The following is an 11825-nucleotide window of genomic DNA, read 5'->3' as shown; positions in this document are numbered from 1 at the left end:
CGGTCGCCGGCAAATTGCGCCAATCCGGCTCCGTCCCGGATCTCAAGCCGCGGACGGAGCCGGATTGGCGCGCCGGATCGCCGTTCTCAGCTCAGGCCTTCGCCTCGGCCGGCGCGTGATGGTGCCGCTGTTGGGCCGCGTGACCTTCATGGCCGGCGCAGGTGCCATGATGAACCTGCAAGTCGCTGGGCGCGGCTGACTTCAGCAACACCTGAACGCGCTTGATCTCTTCCGGCGCGCCGTGGGCCAGGACCAGAAATTTGTCCGCCTTGACTGCTTCTTGGTAGCGGATGACCGAGTCCTTCGGGATGCCGATGCCAGCCAGGGCGCCTGCGAGAGCGCTTACGCCGCCGACCAGTAGCGCGCCCTCGACGGCGCCCAGGAGCATGGCGGCGAGATGCCCCAGCACGACCACGGGACCGATCAGCGGCACTGTCATGAAAATGCCGCCCACGAAGAGGCCCCATAGGCCGCCCCAGAAAGCGCCGTTCGTGCCCCAGAGCTTGATTCGATCGCCGACGTTGTAGAAGCCGATCACCTTCTCGTCGCTGTGATAGCCTTTACCGATGATGGTGAGCTGCCGCACTGGAAAGTCCGAGCGGCCGATTTCACGGACCGCTTCCTCGGCTTCGGCATGGTTGTCAAACACCGCGACAACAACATTTTCTTCGCTCATGGCTCGGCCCTTTGATCTTGCTGTCCGACCCTCTTGGTCCTGACCGAGACAAGACGCGCACGGTCCGGCGGCATTACATGATCCCGGCCATTCAGCTTAGACAAGCAACCGGCGCTCCTCGTCGATCATGTAGTCACGCGTGGGCGGGGAAGCCTTGATGCTTCGCGTGAGCTGAATCTGGAACACCGTCATATTGCCGCCCCTGAACGCCGCCTCGCAGGCTGCGAGGTAAAACTCCCACATCCGACAGAAGCGCTCGTCGTAAATCTCGGCCGCGCGAGCCCGATGAGCCCGGAACCGCTCGGACCAGCACCGAAGGGTCTCGGCGTAGTGGAGCGGCAGGAGTTCCACATCAGTCACGCGGAGCCCGCTAGGTTCGATCGCGGTGAACACTTCCGACAATGCCGGGCAGTAACCGCCGGGAAAGATATATTTTTCGATCCACGGATCACAACCCGACGGCGGACCCGTTCTGCCGATCGCGTGGATGACGGCGAGCCCGTCCGGCGCCAGCAATCGATGTACGATATTGAAGAACTCTCCATAGTGCGTCGGGCCGACATGTTCGAACATCCCGACCGACACGATCCGGTCGTAGACCCCGGTCTCATGACGGTAGTCGCGAAGGTGAAACCGCACGTGCGGCTCCAGACCGCCGTCCGCCACACGGGCGGTGGCGACCTTGAACTGTTCCTGTGAGAGCGTCAGACCATCGACTTCGACGCCGTGCCGGCTCGCCAGCTCAAGCGCCAAGCCACCCCAGCCACTTCCTATATCGAGCACGCGGGCGCCGGTCTCCAGGCGCAGCTTCGCGGCGATGTGACGCTTCTTCTTGGCCTGGGCCAGTTCAAGGCTTTCGTCGCCATCCTGGAAATAGGCGCAGGAGTACTGCAGGTCGGGGTCGAGGAAGAGGCGATAGAGTTCCTCGGAGAGGTCATAGTGGTGGGCGACATTGGTGCGAGCCCGTTCGACCGGGTTGGGCCGTTGGGGCTTTTGGGACGGGCTGGCGAGATCACTGGCGATGGAAGCCCCCATCATCAGGAAATCGCGCAGCGAACCCTGTTCCAGGACAAGCGTGCCGTCCATGTAGGCTTCACCCACGCCCAGCATGGGGTCGGCCAGGATGCGCCCCGGGATTCGGGGATCCGTGAGCCGGATGCTCGCCGTTGGCGTGTCGTCCGGGCCGAAGACATGGCGCTGTCCCCAGGGATCGATAACCACGAGCGAGCCATGCTGAACGGCGCGCCCGAGCGCCGTGGCGAGAAGGTGGAATGCGGTGCGGTCGGGCAGAATGGACCGGAGGGCTTCCTTGATCATCAGGCTCACCGTGGTGGAGAGGGGGCGTACGGTGAGACGCCGGAGTCTGGGAGACATTACAGGCAACGCGGTTTGCGACCAAACCCAACGTTGAACCGTTGCCTTGCTCTTTGGGGCTCAGGGGCACGCCGCCCCGACATGTAATGGAAGGGCCGCCGGGGCGTCCCTTGTAATGATTGGAGCGTTCCTCCCAGTCGTTCCGTGAGCGGAGGGTCTCGTGTCTACGCTACGTTCACTCGCGTTTGGCGGTCTGTGGGGACTCTGGACCGCGCTTTTTGGTCTGGCGATCCCGCTCGTATCGATCGCCGGGTCCCCGCCGGCCGCGGTGCGAACCCTGTCGCGGGTCTGGGCCCGCGGCGTGCTGGCCCTGCTGGCTGGCGTCGTCGGATTGCGGCATCGGGAGCGGGGCCGGGAGCACGTTCATCCTATGCCGGGTCTGATTGTCTCCAACCATCAATCGACCTGGGAAACCTTGGCGGCCCTCATCCTGTTTCCTGATGTTGCGATTGTGGCCAAGCGCGAACTCCTGCGTATCCCGGTGATGGGCTGGTACCTGAGGCACTCGCCGATGATCCTGATCGATCGGGCATCGGCGGCCGCCTCCCTCCGGGAGATGACAATGCAAAGTCGGGCGGCCCTGGCGCTCGGACGCCCCGTGCTGATCTTTCCTGAAGGCACCCGCAAGGCGGTCGGCGAACCGATCGAATTCCGGCGTGGTGTGGAGTTTCTCTACAAGGCGCTCGGCGTCCCGGCCCTCCCTGTTGTCCTGGATTCGGGGCGCTTCTGGGGTCTCGGCGGCCTTCCCGAGCGGTCAGGCGTCATCACCGTGTCGCTCCTGGAGCCGATCAACCCCGGCCTCAGCGCAAAGGATTTCACCCGGACGGCGCAAGCTGCCATGCAAGCCGAAGTCGGTGCGATCGAGAAGCGGCGAGTGGCGGCGCCCGGCTTGTCGGCGGGTTGGCTCGCATCTTCTCAAATGCCGGAGCTCCGTCCATGAAGATCGCCCAGGTCACGCCGCTGTATGAGGCCGTGCCACCCAGGCTGTATGGCGGCACCGAGCGGGTCGTCGCCCACCTGACCGACGCTCTGGTCGATCTGGGGCACGAGGTCACCCTGTTCGCCTCGGCCGACGCCGAGACGCGCGCGCGTCTCATCCCCGTACGCGATCAGGCGATCCGGCTGGATCCGGCGCCGTTCAAGTCGGACCTGGCCGCACACCTGGCCATGTTGTCGGAGGTGCTGAAGCGCGCCGAAGACTTCGACGTGATCCATTTCCACACCGACATGATCCAGTTCCCGATGTTCGAGCGGTACGCCGATCGGACCCTCACCACCCTGCACGGGCGCCTGGACATGAAGGATATCGGCGGCGTCTACGAGCGCTGGCCGCAGTTCGGCCTCGTCTCGATCTCGGACGACCAGCGACGCCCCCTGCCCTTCGCCAACTGGAAGGCCACGGTGCACCACGGCATGCCGGGCGAGACCTACAAATTCTCGCCGAAGCCGGAGGGCTATCTGGCCTTCCTGGGCCGGATTTCACCCGAGAAGCGGCCGGACCGGGCCATCCAGATCGCCGCCGCCCTGAACAAACCGCTCAAGATGGCGGCCAAGGTCGACGCGGCCGACAAGGTCTATTGGGAGACCGTCATCAAACCGATGGTCGACGCCAGTCCGCTGGTCGAGTTCATCGGCGAGATAGGCGACCACCAGAAGTCGGCGTTCCTGGGCGGAGCGGAAGCGCTGCTGTTCCCCATCGACTGGCCCGAGCCCTTCGGCCTGGTGATGATCGAGGCCATGGCCTGCGGCACGCCGGTGGTGGCCTTCCGGTGCGGCTCGACGCCCGAGGTCATCGAGGACGGGGAGACCGGCTACCTCGTCGACACCCTGGAACAGGCCGTCGCGGCCGCCGGGCGGGCCCATCTGCTCGATCGCGAAGCGATCCGCGCCCGGTTCGACCTGCGCTTCTCGGCCACGGCCATGGCGAGGCGCTATCTGGACGTCTATGGCGACCTGTCGGCGCAACGGCCTTTTGCCGAACAATTGATCGACGGCTACGCGGCGCCCCGGCACGAACCGTTGAGCTTCGCAGTCCTGGCCTGAGATAGGCCGCCAGTATCGCTCTTGCCCGGTCCGGCGCTCCGGTCAGAAGTCATGACCGGCGCGCCGGATCATGCGGCTATGTTGACCTCAGGTGGTCGCCGACCCCTTCCACGCCCCGGCGCCATCACAGCGTTGGCGGCATGAGCGTCGCGAGCGTGACACCAGCACGGGCAGGTCAGGGGCGAGTCTGTCACGGGATCCGGCACAGGATCCGTTCGAGGCAGAGGACGGTTCGAAGGACGGGGACGCCGGAGCGCGGCGCGGACCCCTTCCGTTCCTCACAAAGGCCTGGCTCTGGCTTCAGCCCCAGCCCGCGAGTTTCGGGAGTCAGGCGCTGTGGGCGACTGAACGCCTTTCGCGCCGCATCCGCAACGCCCTGTCATACAGCGGGTGAACGACGCTGTGAGGTCGGAGGTCGCCGAGGAAAGTGCAGCAGCACGATGACACTGAGCACTGCCGCGAAAAAGCACCACACGGAGATCAACCATACGGCGTAAAAAACATAGGCCCCGACGAAGGCCACGAAGGCTGCGAGACCAAACAGCCTGACCCTGGAGTGGCTCGAAAAAAGCATGCTGACGCAAGTGCTGAGGACGTACAGCAACATTACAGCGGCGGCATAGAAGTGTGGGGACACGTAGGCGATGTGCGCGCCCTGCACCTTCGAAACGATCGGCAAGTTCACGATGAAATACAGGAGGTAGAGGCCTACCGCGGCCCCGACGAACGCAATGGCGAGCAACACCCGGCGACGCCACGGTATGGGCTCAAGCAGCAGAACCGCGATCGGAACATAGACCGGCCAAAGCACGTGCGAGAAAACCGAATAGACGACCGTCAGAACTGTGTTCAACAGCGGCGCCTTGTCGGGAAACGTCAGCCAGATGGCTCCCTCGATCAGCTGTTGAATGCCGAACAAGACCGGAATCAAAGCAAAGGGCAGTTCAGCGCGCCGCCGTGCGCGCCGAACCGTCACCGTGCCGATGATCAGCAGCGCGGCGCCTGCTGAGAAACTGGCCGTGGCTGAAAAACACATGCGTGTTCAATCCCAAACGCTCGACAGTCTCGGGGACGGGTTGGCCGGACTATATCCCGCCGGCCGATAAAGTCCCGAGCCAAAAAGCCGGCGGCGACCAATCTCAAACGACACGGGTCCGGTCAGACACCCAGAGACGCGATCTGTCCGTGCGGAACCGACCTGACCCCGAGACTTCAAAAGCGGCGGCGCCGGAAGCGCTCCCGGCGTGATCCGCCCCTGTTCTGTAAGGAGCCTGGATCGGCCGCGTCATAGGTTTCATCGGAGCGATCCTGACAAGACTTCGGCCATGCCGGAGCTCGGACCGAACGCTCCACCGAAAGATCCAGGAAAGACCGATGAATTGGGTGGTGGACAACTGGCCTTGGCTCCTGTTCGGGGCAGCCTTCGTAGGGCTGCACCTTGTGGGGCATGGCGGTCATGGCGGGCACGGCGGGCACGGCGGTCATGGGTCGCGCCGACCCGAGGAGGACAGCGATGGCGGCGTTCCGCGAGAGGACGACCGAAAACCGCCCCATGTCCACTGAGCTGGATCGGGCCCGGGCCCGGCGAGGTTGCAGAACCATCGAAGGAAACGCCGCATGATGGACACTAGAATTGTGAGCTGGGCCCTCGGCATATGGGCGTCCGTGACGTTCCTCCTGTGCGTGGTCTACGGTTTGATCGCGCCCGAGAATTTGCATGCGCAGGCTCTGCTGGAGCAGCTGTTGCCCGCCTTCCAGTGGCTGACATGGCCCGGATTCCTGTTGGGCCTTGCTGAGAGCTTTCTCTACGGGGCCTACGCCGGATTGGTTTTTTGCCCCGTCTACAACTGGCTGAACCGGCGCTGGGGTCGGGGTTAGATACGGAAGGCCATCGGGCTTTCGGGACTCTCGGGGTCGGGCGACGTTTAGCGCGCGCGTCACGGTCCCGTTGCTGACGCGATAAGAGAATCACGAGTGGGAAACCACTGACCGGCGTCGTCACGGCGTCCGCAGATGGGCATTGAAACGCAAGTCATCCCAACAGGAGTCTTCGGCCATGGCAGAAAACGTCCGCTCCATCGACACCTCCCTGGGCGAGGATCGTGACACGGATCGACGCCCTCCCAAGGCGTATCTGGTCGGGGGGGGCATCGCTTCGTTGGCAGCGGCCGCATTCATGATCCGCGACGGCGACATTCCTGGCCAGCAGATCACGATCCTGGAGGAACTGAACACCATCGGCGGCAGCCTCGACGGTTCCGGATCGCCTGAGGAAGGCTATGTGTTGCGCGGCGGCCGGATGCTGGAGAGCAAATACCTTTGCACATTCGAGCTGTTCTCTTCCATTCCCGCGCTCACCGGCGACAAGACAGTCACCCAGGAGATCTTCGAATGGAATGAGACGATAAAGACATCGTCGAAATCACGCTTGTTCCGAAACGGCAAGAGGCAGACCGCACCGGAGTTCGGCCTCCGCGAGACGCATATCTTGACGATTGAGCGGCTCGCGATCGAACCGGAAGCCATGCTGGGCAGAAGCACTATCGCGGATCAGTTCGATCCGACGTTCTTCAAAACGGATTTCTGGTTCATGTGGTGCACGACCTTCGCTTTCCAGCCGTGGCACAGCGCCGTTGAGTTCAAGCGCTATCTGGTGCGGTTCGCCCATATGGTGGGGGGTTTCGAGCGTCTCGAAGGCATTCTGCGAACCGTCTACAACCAGTACGATTCGCTCGTGCGGCCGCTGCGAAAATGGCTCGACGACCGCGGGGTGGTGTTCGAGATGAACTGCCGCGTCACCGATCTCGTCTTTGGCGGACCGACCGGCCGGGAGTCCGTCGCACGCATTGCGTGCGCTCGAAACGGCGTGCCGGAGGAGATTGTGATCGACACGGACGACCTCGTGCTGGTGACCCTCGGTTCAATGACCGAGGCGTCAAGCCTGGGCTCAATGGACCAGGCGGCGTCGCTCAACGGCAAACGCGACGGCGGCGCCTGGACGCTCTGGGAGACGATCTCGGCGGGTCGGCCTGCATTTGGACGACCTTCCGCCTTCGCCGATCATATCGGCGAGTCCAAATGGCTGTCATTCACCACGACCCAGAGCGATCCAACGTTCCTGCACATCGTCCGCGACCTCACAGGCAATGTGCCGGGCGAAGGGGGCCTGATCACATTCCCCGAGTCGAGCTGGCTAGCGTCCATCGTCATCCCCCACCAGCCACACTTCATCGGTCAGCCTGAAGACGTCAGCGTCTTCTGGGGCTATGGCCTCGCGGTTGATCAGCCGGGCGATTTCGTCAGAAAGCCGATGTCGGCCTGCAACGGCCGCGAGATCATGACAGAGGTGCTCGGTCATCTGGGAATCGGCTCGGGGGCTCCAGGGATTCTGGAAACCTCCATCTGTATCCCCTGCATGATGCCGTTCATCACCAGTCAGTTCCTCCCCCGCGGGAAGGGGGACCGCCCGCAGGTGATCCCGACCGGATTCACAAATCTGGCGTTCATCGGCCAGTTCTGCGAATTGCCGGATGATGTCGTGTTCACGGTCGAATACTCGATCCGTTCGGCACAGGTCGCGGTCTATGAACTCCTGGATCTGAAGCTGACGCCACCGGCGGTTTACAAGGGCCAATCCGACCCACGCGTGCTCTACCGGGCCTTCAAGGCGCTGCACGACATTCGATCCTGAGGGCTGTGACCGCCATCGAGCGCCATCGACGGCGCGGACGGCCGGCGTGCGCGCATCGGCCTTCAAACCGTTTGACGGGGCTGGCGACACAATCGCGAGACCACCGAGCCGCCCTCCAGGCCGATCAACAGCCTGTGGGAACCTTGCCCCGGTGAATCGGCGGGAGGCGGCCGCCGCTGCATTTTTGGGCCGTGTCCCGACCGTTCAGCCTCACCCTCGTCGATCCCGGGGGCGGCCCCGTAAACTCCAGGCTCGCCGCGCGTCATGGTCTTCGCCAGCACGGGCCGACGATTGTCGCGGACCCGACCAGCCTCAAAGAGGATCGCCATGACTGAAGCCAAAGTCCTGCCGGGACGCACTCGCCTGCGTGTCCTTCGCGTCGCGAGCACGGGCGCATTCGCGACGCTATGGCTCTTTGTTCTGGGGTGGATATGGGCCGCCCTGGGCCTGCCCGGAGCCGACGCCTTCATCGGCCTGTTCACAACGCAACTCACAGACCAATCCGTGGGTTCTGTCGCGGCGCTGGGGATCGGCAGCCTGTGCGCCTTCCTCGTGGGCGGAATTTTCGGCGTGCTGATAGCCCACTGCTACAATCTGGCGGGACGGGTGCTCGGCGAATAACACCCGTTGATCCGCCTCAGTGAAACAAATGTGCTGCAGCACGCCGCCGAACCCGATGATCAACGGGTGGTGGACTGGGCGGTGATCCATTCGGCCAGCAGAAGCCGCAATCCGGCTCATCCTGCGCCGGAGAGGCGGGTTCGAAGCGGTCGTCCGGCCGTGTGGGGACGGAAGTCCTGTAATGTCGGCGCGCGGGCGCGCGTCATTCATCGATGAGCGTTCAGTTCCGATCACCGCGAAAAGGCCGGAAGATGTCTGTCGTCCACTCCTTGCGCCACAGGGCGCGCCCGTTCCTGCTGGGCGTCTTTGGGGCGCTGTCGCTGGCGTCCTGCCAGGCCGAGCCCTCCCATGACCCCTCGCAGACCGTGGACGGCCAGTCGCAGACCTTTGACGGTCAATCCCAGACCGTTGACGGGCTGCGACTTGAGTATGGCGTGGTCGATAGCGCGACCGTGGCCGCCCACCCCCGGTCCCACCCCGAGTCCGGGATGCACGACGGGCCGCCTTCGGGGACCGATCACGTCACGCTCGCTGTGTTCGACGCCGCAACAAACCGGCGCATCGATGACGCCGAGGTGTCCCTGAGCATCAGCGGGCCACATAACCCCGGCCCCGGAGCCGGCCCGCTGGAACTCATGCCCCTGGACGGTTTCGCCACCTACGGCGGCTATGTCTCGCTTCGGCGACCCGGGCGCTACCTGCTGACCTTTCACGTGGCGCGCCCTGGTCGGCGTGATGATCCGGTCAGGGCCGTCTTCGCCTATGAACGGTCGTGACAGGCCGCGCCGGGTGACGGTTTGACGGCGCCGGGGCACTCATCAATGTCGGCCACGGCTGCCGGCAGGACGAGGACCGGCGCGAAACCACCGCCGGGCGTGCGCATGTTGGTGGTCTGCCCCTGGTAGAGCCGGGCGGCCGCGAGCAGCATCCTGCCCCCGTAGGTGTAGAGGCGCACATCGACCTTCAGACTGACCGGCTCGGCAGCGGGCGGGATGCGTCGTTCTCCCGGAGCGGCATAGGTCTGGGCGACGTAGGCGGCGTTCTTGATCTCTTCCCAGACCCGGCGGGTGAGTTTGTCGCCGCGGTAGGCCGCCTTGCTGGCGTGGCCCCGGGCCGGCTTGAAGAACCAGTTGCGCCGGTCCGCCCAAAGCTCGGCGGCGTTTTCCGGCCGTACGAGGACGGTGCGGGGAACGGCCGCCGCAAGAACCGCGGCCGGCTCCGCCGCCAGTCCCCAGCTGCGGAGGCTGTCGGGGTCGGACAGCAGGGTGAGGTTCTGCTTGTCCGCGAGGCGGCTATAGATGTGCGGGTTGGGCGTGACCACCACCAGGCCTCGCTCATAGGCCTGCCTCAGGACCCCGTGGGTCGGCTGCTCCAGCAGAAAATCGACGAGACGATTGTAGACGATGTCCACCCGGACGCCGCCGAGCATCAGCGCATCACCTACGATCGTCAGATCGCGAGGGTCCGCGACCAGAGCTTCAAGGCCGGCCGCCCGAAGCTGGGCCTGGGCGAGCCTGAACTCCGGGTAAAGCGGCTGCGCCTGCGGATCATCATCGAGGATGGCCACCGTTGCGGGAGTCCCCTGCCCATTCTGCAACCGCCACTCGTCGCGAAACATCTCGCCGACCTGCTGCTGGAACGCAGCGGGTCCCGGCGCTTCGACACCGGCGACGACGCCGGCGCAACAGATCTGCTGCGAGCGGGCGAGAACCGCGTTCAGGAAGGCGCCTCCGGCGTTTGTATTGATCTCGATGAGCTTGGGGCCGGACGGCGTGACGTGGAAGTCATACCCCATGAAGACGCCATGAGGACCGGGATCCCGACGTGCGAGCGGGGGCGTCCATGCGGCCGCCGCCTCGCGATAGCCGGGTAGCATTACAGCCGTTTCCGCGGCCGCGACCACGGCCATCATCCGGTCGAGCGTCTCCGCGGGCAGGAAGACGGGGGACCGCGCGAACAGCCAGGGGTGGGTTTCCGCCAGGTCCGCGGCAAATCCGGGGATCCCCGTCTCACGATCAAGCGCGGCCGCGAGGGCCGTCTGATCCACCCCCACGCAGAAGCAGCCGCCGTTCAGCTGGTCTGCGCGTACGGAGCCGGCCGAGGGCGACAGGTCGGACATCAATGAACGGGCCTCCTTGTGGTGGCGAACCGGCGTGAACCGCGCCGGGTCACCGGTCAAGGCCGAGCAGCCGCGACGTGTGGCGGGCGATCACGCGTTCTTCATCTGTGCGGATCATCCGGACGGTGACGGGAGCGCCGACCGGGCTCAGGCGTCCAGAACCGCGACGATTGGCGGCCGGGTCGAGTTCGACCCCCAACCAGGCGAGCCGTGCGCAGGTCTCCGCGCGGATCCGCGGCGAATTCTCGCCGATGCCCGCGGTGAAGACCAGACCGTCGAGACCCTCCAGGCTCCCCGCCAGGGCCGCGACCTCGCGCGCCGCCCGATAGACGAACAGATCGACCGCCTCCCGCGCGGCCGGGCTGTCGCTTTCCAGCAAAACCCGCATGTCGCCACTGAGACCCGAGACGCCCAGCAGGCCGGAGCGCCGATAGAGCAGATCGACCAATCCGGCGGCGTCGAGGCCCCCGGCTTGCTGCAGATAGAGCACCACCCCAGGGTCCAGGCTCCCACAGCGCGTGCCCATGACCAGGCCGTCGAGCGGCGTGGCGCCCATGGTGGTGTCGATGCTCCGGCCGTTCCTCAGCGCGCAAAGGCTCGCGCCCGAACCCAGATGGGCCGCAACCACGCGTCCCTCAGCCATCGACGGATCGAGCATCGCAAGCTGTCCGGCCACAGACTCGTAGGACAGGCCGTGGAAGCCGTAGCGGCGAAGCCCTCTGGCTTCCCAGAGCCGGGGCAGACCCAGCCGATCCGCCACCGGTTCGTGACCGCCATGGAAGGCGGTATCGAACGTCAGGACCTGAGGCAGATCGGGACACGCCTTGCGGAGCGCCCGGACCCCCGCAAGTCCTTGCTGCTGGTGCAGGGGCGCAAGCGGGGCAAGGGCCTCAAGGCTCTCGAGAACCGGTTCGGAGGCGGCGACCGCCTGGCTGAAGTCGGGGCCGCCGTGGACCACGCGATGTCCGACCGCGGCCACGGGCCCGGCCAGTCGCGCCTCCACCCAACGCAACAGATCTGACGTCGCGTCGTCGCCCCCGGCGACCCAGGGCGTTTCGGACAGGACGCCGCCGGCGGCGTCCTGGCTCACGAGCCGTCGACCCGCGCCGTTAGATTCGATCCGGCCCCGCAACACCGGTGCAAGGTGTCCCCGGGCGGCTTCGAACACGCCGAACTTGACCGTGGAGGAGCCGACGTTGAGGGCGAGGACAGGCGGCATCCTGGCGTTGACCTCGGGCTGGCGCACGCCGGGCGTGCTGTTCACGTCCTGACGCAGCCAATCCTCGCCCCTTACGGACCCG

General features: G+C 65.3%; 12 protein-coding genes. 7 read left to right on the top strand and 5 right to left on the bottom strand.

Annotated features, from left to right (window positions below; all coding sequences use genetic code 11):
* Positions 1 to 91 precede the first annotated feature (91 nt).
* Both WC555_RS08825 and WC555_RS08820 read right to left on the bottom strand, forming a co-directional pair.
* Complete coding sequence (locus tag WC555_RS08825; protein ID WP_373252926.1) at positions 92 to 676, bottom strand: general stress protein; 585 nt, start codon at positions 674 to 676, stop codon at positions 92 to 94.
* 96 nt (positions 677 to 772) lie between these two features.
* Positions 773 to 1993 carry a class I SAM-dependent methyltransferase gene (locus WC555_RS08820; RefSeq protein WP_373252925.1) on the bottom strand — a complete coding sequence of 407 codons (1221 nt, stop codon included), beginning with the start codon at positions 1991 to 1993 and terminating at the stop codon, positions 773 to 775.
* Between the two features lie 217 nt (positions 1994 to 2210).
* Between WC555_RS08820 and WC555_RS08815 the strand changes: the two genes are divergently transcribed.
* Together WC555_RS08815 and WC555_RS08810 are read left to right on the top strand one after the other, a co-directional pair.
* On the top strand, positions 2211 to 2990 hold the full coding sequence (locus tag WC555_RS08815; RefSeq protein WP_373252924.1) for a lysophospholipid acyltransferase family protein: 780 nt from the start codon (positions 2211 to 2213) through the stop codon (positions 2988 to 2990).
* Positions 2987 to 4093: a glycosyltransferase family 4 protein gene (locus tag WC555_RS08810; RefSeq protein WP_373252922.1), complete on the top strand. Its 1107-nt coding sequence runs from the start codon at positions 2987 to 2989 to the stop codon at positions 4091 to 4093. The genes WC555_RS08815 and WC555_RS08810 overlap by 4 nt, the downstream gene beginning before the upstream one ends.
* 379 nt (positions 4094 to 4472) lie before the next feature.
* Here the strand turns inward: WC555_RS08810 and WC555_RS08805 are convergent, their stop codons facing one another.
* Positions 4473 to 5129 carry a DUF6629 family protein gene (locus WC555_RS08805; protein ID WP_373252920.1) on the bottom strand — a complete coding sequence of 219 codons (657 nt, stop codon included), beginning with the start codon at positions 5127 to 5129 and terminating at the stop codon, positions 4473 to 4475.
* A 338-nt stretch (positions 5130 to 5467) separates the two neighbouring features.
* Here WC555_RS08805 and WC555_RS08800 point away from each other — a divergent pair, with 338 nt between their 5' ends.
* The 5 genes from WC555_RS08800 (at position 5468) to WC555_RS08780 (ending at position 9181) form a co-directional block, all read left to right on the top strand.
* Positions 5468 to 5656, top strand: coding sequence for a DUF2933 domain-containing protein (locus WC555_RS08800; protein WP_373252918.1), 189 nt, complete (start codon positions 5468 to 5470; stop codon positions 5654 to 5656).
* Between the two features lie 57 nt (positions 5657 to 5713).
* A complete protein-coding gene (locus WC555_RS08795; protein ID WP_292100470.1) occupies positions 5714 to 5971 on the top strand; it encodes a DUF5676 family membrane protein in 258 nt (85 codons plus the stop codon).
* 178 nt (positions 5972 to 6149) lie between these two features.
* Positions 6150 to 7784 (top strand): oleate hydratase, encoded by a 1635-nt coding sequence (locus tag WC555_RS08790; RefSeq protein WP_373252916.1) that lies wholly within the window; start codon positions 6150 to 6152, stop codon positions 7782 to 7784.
* Positions 7785 to 8111: 327 nt separating this feature from the next.
* Complete coding sequence (locus WC555_RS08785) at positions 8112 to 8405, top strand: hypothetical protein (RefSeq protein ID WP_373252915.1); 294 nt, start codon at positions 8112 to 8114, stop codon at positions 8403 to 8405.
* Between the two features lie 251 nt (positions 8406 to 8656).
* Positions 8657 to 9181: a hypothetical protein gene (locus WC555_RS08780; RefSeq protein ID WP_304881369.1), complete on the top strand. Its 525-nt coding sequence runs from the start codon at positions 8657 to 8659 to the stop codon at positions 9179 to 9181.
* On the opposite strand, the gene WC555_RS08775 is transcribed toward WC555_RS08780, so the two are convergent.
* Positions 9166 to 10524: a hypothetical protein gene (locus WC555_RS08775; RefSeq protein ID WP_373252913.1), complete on the bottom strand. Its 1359-nt coding sequence runs from the start codon at positions 10522 to 10524 to the stop codon at positions 9166 to 9168. The two genes, WC555_RS08780 and WC555_RS08775, sit on opposite strands and share 16 nt — an antisense overlap.
* A 49-nt stretch (positions 10525 to 10573) precedes the next feature.
* Positions 10574 to 11788, bottom strand: coding sequence for an acetate/propionate family kinase (locus WC555_RS08770; RefSeq protein ID WP_305758998.1), 1215 nt, complete (start codon positions 11786 to 11788; stop codon positions 10574 to 10576).
* Positions 11789 to 11825 lie beyond the last annotated feature (37 nt).

Origin of the sequence: Brevundimonas sp. (genome assembly GCF_041648615.1) — a bacterium.
Taxonomy (GTDB): Bacteria; Pseudomonadota; Alphaproteobacteria; order Caulobacterales; family Caulobacteraceae; genus Brevundimonas.
This window is presented reverse-complemented; position numbering and strand designations above follow the sequence as displayed.

Bases quoted from the DNA above. Each gene is read 5' to 3' on its own strand.
- WC555_RS08790 (WP_373252916.1), top strand. From the start codon at position 6,150: ATGGCAGAAAACGTCCGCTCCATCGACACCTCCCTGGGCGAGGATCGT.
- WC555_RS08795 (WP_292100470.1), top strand. From the start codon at position 5,714: ATGGACACTAGAATTGTGAGCTGGGCCCTCGGCATATGGGCGTCCGTG.
- WC555_RS08820 (WP_373252925.1), bottom strand. From the start codon at position 1,993: ATGATCAAGGAAGCCCTCCGGTCCATTCTGCCCGACCGCACCGCATTC.
- WC555_RS08780 (WP_304881369.1), top strand. From the start codon at position 8,657: ATGTCTGTCGTCCACTCCTTGCGCCACAGGGCGCGCCCGTTCCTGCTG.
- WC555_RS08810 (WP_373252922.1), top strand. From the start codon at position 2,987: ATGAAGATCGCCCAGGTCACGCCGCTGTATGAGGCCGTGCCACCCAGG.
- WC555_RS08785 (WP_373252915.1), top strand. From the start codon at position 8,112: ATGACTGAAGCCAAAGTCCTGCCGGGACGCACTCGCCTGCGTGTCCTT.
- WC555_RS08800 (WP_373252918.1), top strand. From the start codon at position 5,468: ATGAATTGGGTGGTGGACAACTGGCCTTGGCTCCTGTTCGGGGCAGCC.
- WC555_RS08775 (WP_373252913.1), bottom strand. From the start codon at position 10,524: ATGTCCGACCTGTCGCCCTCGGCCGGCTCCGTACGCGCAGACCAGCTG.
- WC555_RS08825 (WP_373252926.1), bottom strand. From the start codon at position 676: ATGAGCGAAGAAAATGTTGTTGTCGCGGTGTTTGACAACCATGCCGAA.
- WC555_RS08805 (WP_373252920.1), bottom strand. From the start codon at position 5,129: ATGTGTTTTTCAGCCACGGCCAGTTTCTCAGCAGGCGCCGCGCTGCTG.